At 47.9% G+C, this 16,556-nt stretch carries 13 protein-coding genes; all 13 read left to right on the top strand.

All coding sequences use genetic code 11. The annotated features are described in order from the left end of the window. The first annotated feature begins 2 nt into the window (after nucleotides 1-2). Nucleotides 3-1,268 carry an adenosylhomocysteinase gene (locus NLBNIHML_RS08230; RefSeq protein ID WP_278298908.1) on the top strand — a complete coding sequence of 422 codons (1,266 nt, stop codon included), beginning with the start codon at nucleotides 3-5 and terminating at the stop codon, nucleotides 1,266-1,268. A gap of 273 nt (nucleotides 1,269-1,541) precedes the next feature. Next, on the top strand, nucleotides 1,542-1,979 hold the full coding sequence (mraZ, locus tag NLBNIHML_RS08225) for a division/cell wall cluster transcriptional repressor MraZ (protein WP_017687291.1): 438 nt from the start codon (nucleotides 1,542-1,544) through the stop codon (nucleotides 1,977-1,979). 18 nt (nucleotides 1,980-1,997) lie between these two features. Further along, the gene (gene rsmH / locus NLBNIHML_RS08220) at nucleotides 1,998-2,948 is read left to right on the top strand and encodes a 16S rRNA (cytosine(1402)-N(4))-methyltransferase RsmH (RefSeq protein ID WP_339256432.1); all 951 of its coding nucleotides are present in this window, start codon (nucleotides 1,998-2,000) and stop codon (nucleotides 2,946-2,948) included. Between the two features lie 27 nt (nucleotides 2,949-2,975). Continuing rightward, a complete protein-coding gene (locus NLBNIHML_RS08215; protein ID WP_339235933.1) occupies nucleotides 2,976-3,404 on the top strand; it encodes a hypothetical protein in 429 nt (142 codons plus the stop codon). Between the two features lie 12 nt (nucleotides 3,405-3,416). Next, complete coding sequence (locus NLBNIHML_RS08210) at nucleotides 3,417-5,741, top strand: penicillin-binding transpeptidase domain-containing protein (protein ID WP_494354143.1); 2,325 nt, start codon at nucleotides 3,417-3,419, stop codon at nucleotides 5,739-5,741. Nucleotides 5,742-5,835: 94 nt separating this feature from the next. After that, on the top strand, nucleotides 5,836-7,788 hold the full coding sequence (locus NLBNIHML_RS08205) for a stage V sporulation protein D (RefSeq protein WP_339256429.1): 1,953 nt from the start codon (nucleotides 5,836-5,838) through the stop codon (nucleotides 7,786-7,788). Between the two features lie 140 nt (nucleotides 7,789-7,928). Next, nucleotides 7,929-9,416 (top strand): UDP-N-acetylmuramoyl-L-alanyl-D-glutamate--2,6-diaminopimelate ligase, encoded by a 1,488-nt coding sequence (locus NLBNIHML_RS08200; protein ID WP_339256427.1) that lies wholly within the window; start codon nucleotides 7,929-7,931, stop codon nucleotides 9,414-9,416. Further along, nucleotides 9,416-10,828, top strand: coding sequence for a UDP-N-acetylmuramoyl-tripeptide--D-alanyl-D-alanine ligase (locus NLBNIHML_RS08195; RefSeq protein WP_339243147.1), 1,413 nt, complete (start codon nucleotides 9,416-9,418; stop codon nucleotides 10,826-10,828). Before NLBNIHML_RS08200 ends, NLBNIHML_RS08195 begins: the two co-directional genes overlap by 1 nt. 12 nt (nucleotides 10,829-10,840) lie before the next feature. After that, nucleotides 10,841-11,809 (top strand): phospho-N-acetylmuramoyl-pentapeptide-transferase, encoded by a 969-nt coding sequence (gene mraY, locus NLBNIHML_RS08190; protein WP_278298911.1) that lies wholly within the window; start codon nucleotides 10,841-10,843, stop codon nucleotides 11,807-11,809. Nucleotides 11,810-11,812: 3 nt separating this feature from the next. Then, complete coding sequence (murD, locus tag NLBNIHML_RS08185) at nucleotides 11,813-13,234, top strand: UDP-N-acetylmuramoyl-L-alanine--D-glutamate ligase (RefSeq protein ID WP_339256424.1); 1,422 nt, start codon at nucleotides 11,813-11,815, stop codon at nucleotides 13,232-13,234. Between the two features lie 48 nt (nucleotides 13,235-13,282). Then, nucleotides 13,283-14,380 (top strand): stage V sporulation protein E, encoded by a 1,098-nt coding sequence (gene spoVE / locus NLBNIHML_RS08180; protein WP_253439323.1) that lies wholly within the window; start codon nucleotides 13,283-13,285, stop codon nucleotides 14,378-14,380. Nucleotides 14,381-14,387: 7 nt separating this feature from the next. Then, nucleotides 14,388-15,497 carry an undecaprenyldiphospho-muramoylpentapeptide beta-N-acetylglucosaminyltransferase gene (murG, locus tag NLBNIHML_RS08175; RefSeq protein ID WP_339256422.1) on the top strand — a complete coding sequence of 370 codons (1,110 nt, stop codon included), beginning with the start codon at nucleotides 14,388-14,390 and terminating at the stop codon, nucleotides 15,495-15,497. A gap of 150 nt (nucleotides 15,498-15,647) precedes the next feature. Continuing rightward, nucleotides 15,648-16,553, top strand: coding sequence for a UDP-N-acetylmuramate dehydrogenase (gene murB, locus NLBNIHML_RS08170; RefSeq protein ID WP_253439319.1), 906 nt, complete (start codon nucleotides 15,648-15,650; stop codon nucleotides 16,551-16,553). The last annotated feature ends 3 nt before the right edge of the window (nucleotides 16,554-16,556 follow it).

The raw sequence follows: 16,556 nt of genomic DNA, 5'->3' as shown, positions 1-16,556 counted from the left end.
GAATGACTACACCTGCGTTGCAAAACAGTATTGTTAAAGATATGGGACTCGCTTCAGAGGGTCATCTGAAAATAGACTGGGTAGAGGCACATATGCCGGTATTAAACCGCATTCGTCGCCAGTTCGAACAGGATCTGCCTTTCAAAGGTTTGAAGGTTGCGATATGTCTTCATCTGGAGGCAAAAACAGCTTACTTGGCAAAAGTGATCCAAGCGGGTGGGGCGGAAGTAACGATTACGCACAGTAACCCATTGTCTACACAAGATGATGTCTGCGCAGCATTAGTGGAAGACGGTGTTACCGTATATGCGAAATACAATCCGGAACCTGCGGAATTCAAATCTCTGCAACTGCGTGCGCTTGAAGTGAAGCCTGATCTCATTATTGATGATGGCGGAGACTTTGCAACCATTATTGCATCCGAGCGCCCTGACCTCGCAGCAACAATTCGCGGTGGAGCAGAAGAAACGACAACGGGTATTATTCGTTTGAAAGCATTGGCGAAAGAAGGCCAATTGAAGTTTCCAATGGTTGCAGTTAATGACGCATACTGCAAGTATCTGTTCGATAATCGCTACGGTACAGGACAATCTGCATTCGATGGCATTATTCGTACAACCAACTTGGTTGTCGCTGGCAAAAACGTAGTGGTAGCAGGTTATGGCTGGTGTGGTAAAGGTGTAGCGATGCGCGCCAAAGGTCTTGGAGCGAATGTGATCGTAACCGAGATTGATCCAATCAAAGCGGTAGAAGCACATATGGATGGGTTCCGTGTCATGACGATGGTGGAAGCAGCCAAATTGGGTGATTTCTTTATCGCAGTTACAGGCAATAAGGATGTTATCACGGGCGAGCATTACGATGTGATGAAGGACGGAGCAATCCTGAGTAATGCAGGTCACTTTGATGTTGAAGTGAACAAACCTGAACTGGCTAAACGTTCGGAATCGATTCGCACAGTTCGCCGTAACATTGAGGAATATCGTTTCAAAGACGGTCGCAAAATGTACCTTCTTGCAGAAGGTCGTCTCGTGAATCTAGGTGCAGCAGATGGTCACCCTGCCGAAATCATGGATACGACGTTTGCTCTGCAGGCTCTGGGCCTGCGTTATGTGAGTGAGAACTATGCGGAGTTAGGTAAAAACGTTGTTAATGTACCTTATGATATTGACCAACAGGTTGCCAGCTATAAACTGGAAAGTTTGAATATTGGTATCGACTCTTTGTCGGCTGAGCAAGAAAAATACCTGGATAGCTGGAAATTTTAAGTTTTATCCAATAATTACAAGCTGATGAATTGATTCAAAGGGTATAGAATGGTTTATTGATGATATGGCTCATGTGCGTGTAGACATACGATTGCCCGTTTACGGGAAACGTCTTTGATCCTGAGTGACAGGATCAAAGACGTTTTTTTATGCTGAAAAATTAAAAAATCAAGTATTGCAAGAAGGGTTTTGATTTTTTTGTGCGAATCTATTATGCTTAGGTGGTGGAAAGTGGGGCAAAGTGGGAGAAACGGGTGAGGAGTGAGTGGGCCAATGTTTATGGGGGAGTTCCAACATAGCATTGATGATAAGGGTCGGGTTATCATTCCGGCCAAATTCCGCGAATCTCTGGGACCGTCTTTCGTTGTCACACGGGGTTTGGACCAGTGTCTTTTCGTGTACCCCATGGAGGAGTGGGGGGTCATGGAACAGAAGCTCAAAGCACTGCCATTGATGAAATCTGACGCACGTGCGTTTACCCGGTTTTTTTTCTCGGGTGCAACCGAATGTGAACTGGACAAACAGGGCAGGGTAAATCTGCCGGGCAATCTAAGAGAGTATGCCAAGCTGGACAAGGATTGTGTTGTCCTTGGCGTGTCGAACCGGGTGGAGATTTGGAGCAAAGGCATATGGGAGAGTTATTTCAATCAATCCGAAGAAGCATTCAACGACATTGCCGAAAAGCTGGTCGATTTTAATTTTGATTTATAAAGTCAGGAGGGGTGCAGGTTGTTTCACCACATAACCGTACTCAAAGAAGAGGCAACAGAGGGATTAAACATCAAGCAGGACGGTATATACGTGGACTGCACTTTAGGCGGTGGCGGACACAGCTCCGTGATTGCGTCCAAGCTCGGTCCAGGGGGACGTCTGATCGCACTAGATCAGGATGATTGGGCTTTGGATAATGCGCGCGAGAAGCTCGCTGCCTATGGAGATCGTGTAACATTGGTGAAAACCAATTTTCGAGATCTGGAACAGGTACTTAAGGATCTGGATGTGCCAATGAAGGATGGTGCACCACAGGTCGACGGTATTTTGTACGACTTGGGTGTGTCATCTCCGCAATTTGATGAAGGAGAACGTGGATTCAGCTACAATCACGATGCTCCGCTCGATATGCGAATGGACCAGGATGCAATGCTGACGGCCAAAGAGATTGTGAATGAGTGGCCAGAAGAAGAGATTGCTCGAATTTTGTATCGCTATGGTGAAGAGAAGTTTTCGAGAAGAATTGCCCGTGTTATCGTCGCAAAACGAGCGCAGTCCACCATTGAGACGACAGGTGAACTCGTGGAACTAATTAAGGAAGGCATCCCGGCGGCAGCTCGCCGTACGGGTGGACATCCTGCCAAACGCAGCTTTCAGGCTTTGCGTATTGCCGTTAACGATGAGTTGGGTGCGTTTGAAGAAGGCTTGCATCAGGCTGTTCGTTGTCTGGCACCAGGAGGACGTGTATCTGTTATTACCTTCCACTCCCTTGAGGATCGGATATGTAAACAAATTTTCAGCAGTTATCTGGAAAAATGTACATGTCCACCCGATTTTCCGTTGTGTGTATGCGGCGGCAAGGGTACCCTGCGTTTAGTTAACAGAAAACCGCTAATTCCAACGGAAACGGAATTGGCCGAAAATTCACGTGCTCGTTCAGCCAAGCTGCGCGTTGCCGAGAAATTGTAGATCAAGAGTGGAGGAGAGAATCGGAGTATGGCATATACACGTGGTAATCTCGCTGTAAAAGAAAAAGCGTCCCAGGAACGTGTGACCCAGCAACGATACAAAGAAACCACCAAAGTGGTGACCCGTCGTACGGGTCTTCCGGCACGCGAGAAGATTTTGTATCTGATTACCCTGGTTGCAGTTATCCTTGTTGGTGGAGCTTTAATGTCTCGTTATGCTCATATCTATGATCTGAACAAACAGGCCCAGGCTACTATTACGGATATCAAGGGGTATGAGAAGACAATTGCAGACCTGCAGGTGGAAAAAGAAACCTTAAATAATCAGGTCATCGAAAATGCAAAACAACTTGGTTACGTCGAAGCTTCCGGTAAGGATGTTATTTTTGTACCACGCTCAACAAGCACGAAATCAACAGGTACTGAATCGTCTTCGAATACAGCAAGCAGTAAGTAAAGAGGTGTTCCGATGATAAAAAGAATAAAGATGCGCACGTTGCTTATAGGGGGATGTATTACCCTCTTTTTTCTTGTACTCGTAACCCGAATCTTCTTCATTCAAGTAGTAAATGGCGGTGTATGGCAGGAACGGGCGGCCGGTTTGGTAGAGCGGGAACAGACGATTAAGGCCGCACGTGGGACGATTACGGACCGCAATGGTAACGTTCTGGCTACTGATGCGCCTGCATACACGGTTTCCGTGAACCCTCTGTTAATTAATGAACTTGGGATTCAGGATGTAGTGACAGAAAAGCTCTCAGCTCTTCTTGGTAAAAATGAGAGTGAGATGCGTGCTCTGGTCACAGCGAAAAAGGAAGATGGTAAGTTCTATCAGCAACGTGAAGTACGCAGTGAAGGGTATAAGATAAGTCCTGAGCTTGCGGAAAAAGTCAACGAACTGCGTGAGGAATTACAAGAAGAATACAAGGCTCGTAATGCCATTGTCATGGCTCAAGAGTCGAAGCGGTTTTACCCTGAAGAAACACTTGCTTCTCACCTCTTGGGATATATGAGCCGTGACGGGAAAGCTGTCAATGGACTTGAAGTCTCATATGATGAAGCACTGACTGGTACAGACGGATATTTGAATTATCAAAAGGATGCCAAAGGCATCAAACTTCCGGATTCACAGGATAACTATCTTCCACCTCAGAACGGGAAAAACCTTACGCTAACCATCGATGACACGATCCAGTTCTACATTGAGGATGCAATGAAAGAAGCCGTTGCCAAATATAATCCACTGAGTATGACGGTCATTGCAGCAGATCCGAGCACGATGGAGATTCTAGGCATGGCGAATTGGCCAACCTTTAACCCTAATTCGTATGGGAGTACACCTGATCAAAAGAATTTTATCAATCATGCCACTCAATCCATCTATGAGCCAGGTAGTACATTCAAAATAGTTACGCTGGCAGGAGCTGTGGAAGAAAAACTCTTTGATCCCAATGCTAGTTTCGAATCCAAACGCATATATATCGGTGGTTTCCCAATTAGTGATAATGGACATGCCTATGGTTGGATATCTTATCTTGAAGGTGTCAAACGGTCGAGTAACATTGCCTTTGTTAACTTGGGTTATAACATGCTTGGTGGTGAACGTCTGCGTCATTACATAGACGAATTCGGTTTTGGTAAAAAGACAGGTATTGATCTGCCGAATGAGTCAGCGTCACCGATCAAGCCACTTATATACAAATCCGAGATTGCCACGGCAGCCTACGGTCATGGTCTTGTACAGGTAACACCAATTCAACAGGTCGCAGCTATCTCTGCGATTGCCAACGGCGGCAAATTGCTGGAGCCACATCTGGTGAAGGAGATCAAGAACCCGAATGATGGGACCACGGAAGTGATCAAACCTAAAGTGGTTCGTCAGGTGATTTCCAAGGAATCTTCCAAGCTGGTGAGCGGTTATCTGGAACAAGTGGTTGCAGATCAAACGATTGGTACCGGTCGTAATGCCTATATTGAAGGTTACCGTGTAGCTGGTAAGACGGGTACGGCAAGAAAGGTAGTTAACGGAGAATACAGCAAGTCCAAAGACGTTGTATCGTTTATTGGATTTGCACCAGTGAATAATCCGAAGATTGCCATACTTGTTGTCATTGACCAACCGGATGGAACCAACATCGGTGGAGGAACCGCGGCTGCTCCGGTATTCAAAAAGATTGTCAGCCAGACTCTTCAATACATGGGAATACCGAAGGACACTGCCAAAACTCCTGACAAAAAGTCAAAAGAAGTCTCTGTCGTGCAAGCGAAGGCGCCTGACCTGAGTGGCAAGACAGCCAAACAGGCCAGAAGCCAACTTCTAAGCGCAGGTATTGCTTATGTTACTCTTGGTCAAGGGGATAATGTAATTCGGCAGTATCCGGTTGCTGGCGCCTCTATGAATCCAGGCCAACGAATCTATCTGCTAACGGAAGAAAGCAGCAAGATGAAGATTCCAGATCTAACAGGTGAATCTCTTCGTGATGCCCTTGAAGTAATTTCACTCATGAAAGTGGGGGTAACGGTCGAAGGTGAGGGCTATGTCGTGAAGCAAACCGAGCAGGTCGCAGGTGAGCAGAGAACCGTGAAGTTGAACTTGCAAACTGCCAAAGCGGCAGTGACAGGTATAGCCGATGAGGCTCCAATCTCTTCTGGTCCGTCGTCAGATTCTGAAGTGAAAGAACAAGAGGCTTCGGGCGGAGAAGGTAAAAAAGACGAAATAGATAACAGCAAGGCTCCTGCCAATGAATCCAAATCCTCTGATGATCCAGCAACAGACGGGGCTTCGCTACCATAGGGAGCTCTGACAGCTTGTTCTAACCCCCGGTTGTCCTGAATATTCATGAAGGGAACGAATGTCATGATTTTGGGACGAGTGGGGGGATCTTTTCGTGAAGGGATCAAGTGTAAATCTGCGGCGCAGGTTGCTATGGAGTTTAATGATTTTAGTTTTGTTATTTTCGGCCCTGATGATCAGGCTTGCTTATGTACAACTCGGGAAAGGCCCGGAGTTGTCAGCAAAAGCAGAAGAATCTTGGCGGCGTAATATTCCTTATTCAGCCAAGCGAGGTGAGATCCTGGATCGCAATGGAACCTCTCTGGCCTATAATGTGACAACACCGACCATTATGGCCATTCCGGCTCAGGTCAAAGAAGCTGAAACGACAGCTAAAGCACTGGCACCATTGCTTGGAATGACGGAAGAAAAAGTGCTGGCAACCATCAAGAAACGAGAACTGATTGTACGACTACAACCCGGCGGCCGCAAAATTACGATGGAGAAAGCTCAGCGCATCCGTGATTTGAAGCTTCCGGGTATCGTTGTTGCTGAGGACAATAAACGTTTTTATCCCTATGATGATTTGGCTGCCCATATTCTTGGTTTTACGGGTATTGATAATCAGGGTTTAACGGGTGTCGAGAAGAAATATGATGATAAGCTGAATGGTCTGAATGGCAGTGTGTCCTACTTGTCCGATGCGGCCGGAAGGCTAATGCCGGGCTCATCCGAGAAGTATGTGGAACCGAAGGACGGCCTTAACCTCAAGCTGACCATTGATAAATCCATTCAGTCCATCATGGAGAGAGAACTGGATCAGGCCATGGTGAAGTTTCAGGCGAACTCAGCATTGGCCATAGCGATGAATCCCAAAACAGGTGAAATTTTGGGCATGTCCAGCAGGCCTGGATACGAACCTGCCGATTATCAGCAATATCCCGCAGAGATCTACAATCGGAATTTACCAATCTGGATGACCTACGAGCCAGGCTCCACCTTTAAGATCATTACGTTGGCAGCAGCGCTTGAAGAGAAAAAAGTCAATCTGCAACAGGATCAATTTTTTGATCCCGGATATGTTGAGGTGGGTGGAGCCCGCCTGCGTTGCTGGAAAAAGGGAGGACACGGAAGTCAGACCTTCTTGCAAGTGGTGGAGAACTCATGTAACCCTGGATTTGTGGCCCTCGGGCAAAGGCTGGGGAAAGAGTCACTCTTCTCCTATATTAAAGACTTTGGCTTCGGCACCAAGACAGGGATCGACCTCAGCGGAGAAGCCAGTGGAATTTTGTTCAAACTGTCCAGAGTTGGCCCTGTTGAGCTTGCAACGACCGCTTTTGGTCAAGGTGTATCGGTAACACCCATTCAGCAAGTAGCAGCTGTGTCAGCGGCCATCAATGGGGGTAAACTTTACAAGCCATATGTTACGAAAGCATGGGTCCATCCGGTTACGGGAGAAGTCATGGAAGAAGCCAAGCCGGAACTGGTTCGTCAGGTGATCTCGGAGAATACGTCCAAGCAAGTACGTGAAGCACTCGAGAGTGTTGTCGCCAAAGGTACAGGGCGTCCAGCATTCATTGATGGATACCGGGTCGGTGGCAAAACAGGTACAGCCCAGAAGGTCATCAACGGACGTTATTCCTCAACCGAGCATATCGTATCCTTTATCGGATTTGCACCAGCAGATGACCCTCAGATTGTGGTCTATACCGCAGTGGATAATCCCAAAGGAATTCAGTTCGGAGGCGTGGTTGCCGCCCCGATTGTACAGAACATCCTTGAAGATGCGTTGCATTATATGAATGTCCCTGTTCGAAAGGATCAGGTCGCGAAAGAATACAAGTACGGTGAGACCAAAATCGTGACAGTTCCAGACCTGACAGGAGCTACTGTCGAAGATCTGTACGAAGACCTGAACATGAATTTTATGCTGGCCAAGTCTGGCAGTGGTAAATACGTAATCAATCAGGCACCCAAGCCCGGGGCAAGGGTAGATCAGGGATCCACCATCCGCATTTATATGGGGAATGTACTGAACGATGCGCACGATCACACGAAGGATGAATAACTTGTGCACTGGAGCAGTTTCGGCTTCAAGCGCAACAAAGTTCATCCAAGTGCGTTTCATTATTTGGCTGTATTGACGATATTAATAAATACAGACATATGCTAAAACAGAAGTATAATTGGAAAAGTGAGGTTATTCATGTGCTTTTAAAACAATTTGCATCGATGCTGACCACCGCCCGTCTCGTGGGCGAACCAAATACAGAATGCCAAAACCTTCAGACAGATTCCCGGCAGGTAAAACCGGGTGATCTGTTTATCTGTCTTCCGGGACATACGGTAGATGGTCATGATTATGCAGAAAAAGCGGTTAATTCCGGTGCAGTCGCATTGGTGGTTGAACGGCAACTGGATCTGCCTGTACCACAATTGCTGGTGAAGGACAGCCGGTTTGCAATGGCTGTTCTGGCAGATTTCTTTTTTGACTCGCCAAGCCAGAAGATGAATATGATTGGTGTTACGGGAACGAACGGAAAAACAACAACCACGTATTTGATTGAAAAAATCATGAGTGATTATGGACGCAAGACAGGATTGATCGGTACCATTCAAATGCGGTATGACGGTCGGACCTACCCGATGTCAGGAACGACACCAGAAGCGCTTGATCTGCAGCGCAGTCTGCATGATATGGTTCAGAAGGGTACGGACTGCTGTGTCATGGAAGTTTCTTCTCACGCATTGGAACAAGGACGAGTAAAGGGAACCAACTTCCGTACTGCGGTATTCACTAACCTGACGCAGGATCATCTGGACTACCACCATTCCATGGAGGAATATCGTGGGGCGAAAGGATTGTTCTTTGCACGGCTGGGTAACGGCTATACGCAAGATGCTTCGCAGCGTAAGTTCGCGGTCATCAATGCAGATGATGCAGCTGCGGATTATTTCATCTCTGTGACGGCTGCTGAAGTGATTACATATGGCATGGGTGAAGAGGCCGATGTACGTGCATCCCAAATCTCAATCACTTCTCAAGGAACTTCTTTCCACGTGGACACATTTGCGGGCAGCACGGATATTCGCTTGCGCATGGTAGGCAAATTCAATGTGTACAACGCCATGGCAGCAATCTCTGCAGCACTGGTGGAAGGTATTCCGCTGGAAGAGATCAAGCGCAGTCTGGAGACGGTTCCGGGTGTGGATGGACGTGTTGAAGGAGTGGACGAAGGACAGCCATTTGCTGTTATTGTCGATTATGCCCATACACCGGATGGACTGGAGAATGTGTTACGGACGGTGAAGGAGTTTGCCGAAGGACGTGTAATCTGCGTGTTTGGCTGTGGTGGTGACAGGGACCGTACCAAACGCCCTCTCATGGGGAAAATTGCTGCGAAGTATAGTGATTATGTACTGGTTACTTCCGATAATCCACGGACAGAAGATCCGGATCTGATTCTCAAAGACATTGAACAGGGCCTGATTGAAGAATCTGTTCCTGCTGAACGTTATACGATGATTGTGGATCGGCGCCAGGCGATTCATGAAGCTATTGAAATGGCAAGCCCAGCCGATGTAGTATTGATTGCGGGCAAGGGTCATGAGACCTATCAGATTATCGGCACAACCAAAACCGATTTTGATGACCGAATCATAGCCAAAGAAGCGATAAGGGGCAAATCCAATTGATAAAAAGAACATTGGCACAATTGGCCGAGATGTGTGGAGGAACATTAAGTGACGCTGCTGCTCATGGCCATGTAACGGTTGAAGGGGTGTTTACCGATTCGCGTAAACCCTTGGAAGGCAGTTTGTTTATCCCGCTAGTGGGTGAAAGGTTTGACGGACATGAGTTTGTGCAAGATTGTTTAGAGAAGGGTGCCGCAGGGGCGATCTGGCAAAAGGATCATGGTATTCCACCACAAGGAGCTGTCATTGTGGTGGATGACACACTTGTCGCACTGCAAGCACTCGCATCGGCTTATCTAACGGAGAATAAAGCAGCTGTTGTTGGCATTACAGGCAGCAACGGCAAGACAACAACGAAGGACATCGTGGATGCGATTCTCTCAACTACATTCAAAGTGCATAAGACACAAGGCAACTTCAATAATCACATTGGTCTACCACTGACCGTATTAAGTATGGCCCCGGATACGGAGATTATCATTTTGGAGATGGGTATGAGTGGTCGCGGGGAAATTAACGATCTGTCGGTTATTGCTCAGCCTGATGTAGCGATCATTACCAATATTGGTGAATCTCATCTGCTTCAGCTGGGGTCCAGACTGGAGATTGCCAGAGCCAAAGCCGAGATTGCCGCGGGACTGAAGCCTGGCGGATTACTGATCTACAACGGAGACGAGCCTTTAATTGCACAAGTTCTTGAAGAGCCCGCAACGAAACAACCCGATGGTTTGCAGCGGTTTACATTTGGTCTGCAAACCGATAATGATGATTATCCTACCGGACTTATGAATGCGCAGAGCGGAGTCGTTTTCACCACCAAACAGTCTGGAGAACATGCATTTACACTCCCTCTTCTAGGAACGCATAATGTCGTTAACTGTCTGGCTGCTTTGGCTGTAGCCCGTCATTTTGGAGTGACAACGGAGCAGATTTCCGCTGGGTTGTCTCGCTTGAAATTGACAGGCATGCGTATTGAGGTTACTCAAGGTGTTAGTGGTCTAACCCTGCTGAATGATGCATACAATGCAAGTCCTACCTCCATGAAGGCCGCAATCGATGTACTAGAGGGTCTGAAAGGATACCGCATGAAAGTGGCTGTGCTTGGTGATATGCTTGAACTTGGTCCTCAGGAGCAGGACCTTCATTTTGGAATTGGAGCGTATATTACATCTGCCAAAATGGACATGGTGCTCGTATACGGCCCGCTATCAGCGCATATTGCCGAAGGAGCAAGAAAGCATATGCCGGCAGAGGCTGTGCATGCTTTTATAGATAAAGAAGAAATGACCCGTTATCTACTGGAGAAACTACATCCCAGAGACGTTGTCTTGTTTAAAGCCTCAAGGGGCATGAAGCTGGAGGACGTGGTCGAAGCACTACAAATGGCAACATTACAGAATCGAGTAGACTAGAGGGGTGAACCCATGGATTTTCAGGTATTACTGTTAACAATCGGCGTTTCATTTATTCTGGCGGTGATTGCCGCACCGCTCCTGATTCCGCTGTTACGACGCATGAAATTCGGACAGCAAGTTAGGGAAGATGGGCCTCAGAGCCATTTGAAAAAAAGCGGAACACCTACAATGGGTGGAGTCGTCATTTTAGTTGCGTTCACATTGGCCTTTTTGAAATTTTCGGCTGTCAAGAATACAGACTTTTATGTCTTGCTTGTGGCTACGCTGGGATTCGGGCTGATTGGCTTCCTGGATGATTACATCAAAATTGTGTTCAAACGTTCCCTGGGACTGACGGCCAGACAAAAAATGCTGGGCCAGTTGTTCTTCAGTGCAGTGATGTGTTTCTTGCTGATTCAGAATGGACACAGTACAGCCATTTCTATTCCGGGTACGTCAGTCTCGTTCGACTGGACTGGATGGTTCTATTATCCGTTTGTCGTATTCATGATGCTTGCCATTACCAATGCGGTTAACTTTACCGATGGTCTGGATGGGTTGCTGTCAGGGGTAAGTGCGATTGCCTTTGGCGCATTTGCCATTGTGGCGATGCAAGCCACGTCGATGCCGGCGGCAGTGTGTGCAGCAGCGATGATTGGAGCCGTGCTCGGTTTCCTGGTATACAATGCACATCCAGCCAAAGTGTTTATGGGCGATACGGGTTCTCTGGGCATTGGCGGTGCCATAGGTGCGGTAGCGATAGTAACTAAAACAGAGCTTTTATTTGTCATCATTGGCGGTATTTTTGTCATCGAGATCCTGTCTGTTATTATTCAAGTGGTATCATTCAAGACTCGTGGCAAACGTGTATTCAAAATGAGCCCCATTCATCATCACTTTGAATTAAGTGGTTGGTCGGAATGGCGGGTTGTTATTACCTTCTGGGCGGTAGGCGCAATTTTGGCCGCTCTTGGACTTTATCTCAACAAGGGGTTGTAGATCATGAACCATCCTGAATCATATCGCGGACAACAAGTAGTCGTGCTCGGATTGGCCAAAAGCGGCGTACAGGTCGCCAAAGTGCTAGATCGCGCCGGAGCGAAAGTTACAGTTAATGACAAAAAAGAGAGAGATCAATGTCCCGAAGCTTCCGAATTGGAGGCTTTGGGAATTTCTGTTGTATGCGGAGGACATCCGGACGATCTGATTCATAGTGATGTGAAGCTGGTCGTCAAAAATCCGGGTATCCCATACCGTGCAGCTCCTGTGCAGCAAGCTTTGGCATTGGGCATTGAAGTGGTGACCGAAGTCGAGGTTGCTTATCATCTATGTGCTGCACCCATGATCGGGATTACGGGCTCCAACGGCAAGACCACAACGACCACTTGGGTGGGCAAAATGCTGGAACATGCCGGCCTCAAACCGATCGTTGCCGGTAATATAGGAACACCTCTCTGTGAAGCGGCAGAGCAAGCTTCTCCAGATAACTGGATGGTTGTTGAGCTTAGCAGTTTCCAGCTCAAAGGAACGGTTGATTTCCGTCCCCGGATTGCCAGCTTACTTAACGTTGCAGAGACACATCTGGACTATCACGGGAACATGGATGATTATGTGGCTTCCAAAGCCAAACTGTTCGCCAATCAGCAGCCTGACGACGTAGCCATTCTGAATTGGGATGATGCGGTATGTCGTGGTCTGGTTCCTTACATCAAAGGCAGATTGATCCCCTTCTCAGTGACAGAGAAATTGGATACAGGTGTGTATGCAGATCCTCCTTATGTGGATGGAGATGAGGACGATGTGAAGCGTCAGGTTATCTACGCAGATGAAAACGGAGATCACCACATCATTATCGACATCGAGGATATTGGCCTTCCTGGGCGATTTAATGTTGAAAATGCACTGGCTGCTGTAGCCATTGCGGTAGCGGCAGGAGCTGATCCTGCGGTGCTGGCTGCACCGCTCGCAGACTTCAAGGGAGTTGAACACCGACTTGAATATGTCCTGGAGCATAATGGCTCTGCATACTACAACAACTCCAAAGCAACCAATTCGAAAGCTACGGTCATGGCTCTGAATTCGTTCAAGGAACCGGTCGTATTGATTGCCGGTGGGCTAGATCGTGGATCAGACATGATGGAGTTGTTGCCCTTGTTCCAGGAACGGGTAAAAGCTGTCGTTGCAATTGGAGAGACACGGACAAAAATTGCCAAGGTCGCGGAACTTGCCGGATTAAAGCAAATTAAGGTCGTCGATAATGAGGAGGACGCTGCCCGGACGTTAACCGTTGCTGTGCAGGAAGCAGCGAAGCTTGCCAGTGCCGGTGATGTCGTTTTGTTATCTCCGGCATGTGCAAGTTGGGACATGTTTGCTTCCTATGAAGAGCGGGGACGCATTTTTAAAGAGGCGGCGCATAACTTGTAAGTAGGGGGGTGGAAAAGCCCCTACTTCCATGCAAGGGGTGGCCTCCTGATGAAACAGACGCGACCAGCACCAGATATTTGGTTGCTGATTAGTATTTTGGCATTGCTTGCCATCGGCATCGTAATGGTATATAGTGCGGGCTCGGTGCTTGCCTTTCATGACTATGGCGATTCTTTTTATTTCGTTAAAAGACAGGCCCTGTTTGCGGTGCTTGGGCTTATGGCCATGTTCGTCACCGCTAACGTAGACTACCGGGTGTGGAGGAAATATGCCAAGCCGATATTGATTGCCTGTTTTATTATGCTCATTGCGGTGCTCATTCCTGGGATCGGTGTGGTTCGCGGCGGTGCACGAAGTTGGTTGGGCATAGGCTCGTTCGGTATCCAGCCTTCAGAATTCATGAAGCTGGGCATGATTCTGTTTCTCGCTCACTGGCTGAGCAAGGAACCGGGCAAAATTAAGACCTTCACAACGGGGCTTCTGCCACCGCTGGGATTGATTGGTTTGGCTTTTGGTATTATTATGCTCCAGCCTGATTTGGGGACAGGCACGGTGATGATGGGTGCATCGATGCTTATTATTTTCACAGCCGGAGCACGAATGAAACATCTGGGTTTGCTTGCTCTTGGTGGTGTAGCCGGATTTGCAGCATTGATCGCGGCAGCTCCCTATCGGTTACAGCGTATCACAGCGTTTTTGGACCCGTGGTCCGATCCGCTGGGTGCCGGATATCAGATCATTCAATCCTTATACGCAATTGGTCCGGGTGGACTGGCGGGATTGGGACTGGGTATGAGCCGGCAGAAGTACAGTTATGTACCTGAACCGCAAACGGACTTTATTTTTAGTATTTTGGCCGAAGAACTCGGCTTTATCGGTGGAATGATTGTATTATTGTTGTTTCTGGTGCTGGTGTGGAGAGGAATGCGTGTAGCCATGACTGTGCCGGATGCCTTTGGCAGTCTGCTTGGTGTGGGTATCGTAGGTATGGTCGCCGTACAGGTCATTATTAACATTGGTGTTGTCATTGGCATGATGCCTGTAACGGGCATTACCTTGCCTTTGATCAGCTACGGCGGATCATCATTGACCCTCATGCTCACAGCACTGGGCATTTTAGTGAATTTATCCCGTTATGCGAGGTGACTATGCGATGCGAGTCGTTCTAAGCGGTGGCGGTACGGGTGGACATATCTATCCGGCCGTTGCCATAGCAAGACAATGCGAGGCGGAGAACCCGGACTCGACATTTCTATACATTGGAGGAACCAGAGGGTTGGAAAGCAAGCTGGTTCCCCAGGAAAATATCCCTTTTAAATCCATTGATATTACCGGCTTTCGACGGAAACTGTCCATCGACAACCTGAAAACGGTCATGCGTTTCATTCAAGGTGTACGCAAGTCCAAAAAAATGCTGAAGGAATTCAAACCGGATGTTGTGATAGGTACAGGTGGATATGTGTGTGGACCTGTGGTATATGCAGCAACAAAACTGGGAATTCCGAGTATAATTCATGAACAGAACGCCATCCCGGGTCTGACGAACAAATTTTTGATGCGGTATGTGGACACGGTTGCAGTTAGCTTTGAAGATTCTGAAAAATCGTTTTCTGGCGCGAAAAAGGTGATCTACACCGGTAATCCACGTGCGACTACGGTAGCCCAGGCTAGCCGTGATCGTGGTTTTGCCACGTTAGGTGTACCGATGAACAGCCGTGTTGTTCTTGTGGTTGGTGGCAGTCGAGGGGCAAAAGCAATCAATCAGGCCATGGTGGACATGGCGCCAATGCTGGAACAACTGGACGATGTACATGTGGTTTATGTGACAGGGGATACCTATTTTGATGAAACGCGTGAAGCCATTCGCAGCTCATTGGGTACGATGCCAAACCATCTGCATGTCTTGCCTTACGTGCATAATATGCCTGAGGTGCTTGCCTGTACATCCTTGATTGTAAACCGCGCAGGTGCATCATTCCTTGCGGAGATTACGTCACTGGGCATTCCTTCCATTCTGATTCCTTCGCCTAACGTGACTAACAATCATCAGGAAGCCAATGCACGTACGCTTGAAGGTGGGGGCGCATCACTCACGATGCTGGAGAAGGATCTTACAGGCCAAGTTCTGTATGAAGCCATCGCCAAAATTATGAATGATGAATTGGGACGAAAACGAATGGCTGAGGCCTCCCGGAAATTGGGTAAACCCGATGCTGCTGAAGTGCTTGTTCATGAAATTCAGCGTCTTGCTGCACGCCGGTAAAGTGCGTTTGTGGGCGATTGTCACACACAAGACGGGGCTGACATAAGATACCGTATAAATCGTGACCATCGTTCCATGGCGCCAGAGCACGTTCTTTAGCAACAACAGAATACCGTGCTCATCGGTTTGGAAGTAAAGGAGGAAGCAAACATGCACCAGTGGATGTCGTTACTATCCCAGAATAATGTTGGCAGAGTTCTTGAAAACGAATCGCTAGCCAAATACACCACATGGAAGATCGGCGGTCCTGCGGATGCACTGGTCATTCCCGAGAATAAAGAGCAGATGATGAATCTCGTTCAATTGCTTCACAAGTTTCAGATTCCGTGGATGCAACTTGGACGGGGCTCAAACATGCTGGTGTCAGACAAAGGAATACGTGGTGTTGTTGTGAAACCAGGCGATGGCTTTGATTATGCCGAATTTCACGAAGGTGGTGTAACTGCCGGAGCAGCACATTCTTTTGTTAAACTCAGTGTGGTTGCTGCCAAAAAGGAATGGACCGGTCTGGAATTCGGCAGCGGTATCCCCGGCACTGTCGGTGGAGCCGTATACATGAATGCAGGTGCTCATGGATCGGATGTGTCACGGATATTCAAATTCGCTGAGATTGTACTGGAGACAGGGGAATTGGTACGTTACAGCAAGGAGGACATGGATTTTGCTTACCGCCACTCTGTTCTGCATGATCGGAGAGGCATCGTGCTGGAAGCTACATTTGAACTCCAGCATGGAGAACGCAAAGTCATTTCGGAAACCATGGCAGCTTACAAAGATCGCCGACGACGCACACAGCCACTGCAGATGGCATGTGCAGGCAGTGTATTCCGAAATCCACCGGGTGATCATGCAGCCCGTCTGATTGAAGCAGCAGGGCTCAAAGGCATGAATCAGGGAGGCGCACAGGTATCCACCATGCATGCCAATTTCATTGTCAATACAGGCCAAGCAACAGCAGAGGACGTTATCACCCTAATGCAGCAGATTCAGAGCACTATATCATCTCAAAACGGTATTAACCTGGTACCGGAAGTCTTCGTAGTGGGTGAACGGTAAACC

The organism is Paenibacillus sp. JNU01, assembly GCF_059130585.1.
The sequence above is the reverse complement of the archived record's forward strand: the minus strand, read 5'-3'. Positions and strand labels throughout refer to the sequence as shown.

Bases quoted from the DNA above. Each gene is read 5' to 3' on its own strand.
- NLBNIHML_RS08230 (WP_278298908.1), top strand. From the start codon at position 3: ATGACTACACCTGCGTTGCAAAACAGTATTGTTAAAGATATGGGACTC.
- mraZ (WP_017687291.1), top strand. From the start codon at position 1,542: ATGTTTATGGGGGAGTTCCAACATAGCATTGATGATAAGGGTCGGGTT.
- NLBNIHML_RS08215 (WP_339235933.1), top strand. From the start codon at position 2,976: ATGGCATATACACGTGGTAATCTCGCTGTAAAAGAAAAAGCGTCCCAG.
- NLBNIHML_RS08210 (WP_494354143.1), top strand. From the start codon at position 3,417: ATGATAAAAAGAATAAAGATGCGCACGTTGCTTATAGGGGGATGTATT.
- mraY (WP_278298911.1), top strand. From the start codon at position 10,841: ATGGATTTTCAGGTATTACTGTTAACAATCGGCGTTTCATTTATTCTG.
- murD (WP_339256424.1), top strand. From the start codon at position 11,813: ATGAACCATCCTGAATCATATCGCGGACAACAAGTAGTCGTGCTCGGA.
- spoVE (WP_253439323.1), top strand. From the start codon at position 13,283: ATGAAACAGACGCGACCAGCACCAGATATTTGGTTGCTGATTAGTATT.
- murG (WP_339256422.1), top strand. From the start codon at position 14,388: ATGCGAGTCGTTCTAAGCGGTGGCGGTACGGGTGGACATATCTATCCG.
- murB (WP_253439319.1), top strand. From the start codon at position 15,648: ATGCACCAGTGGATGTCGTTACTATCCCAGAATAATGTTGGCAGAGTT.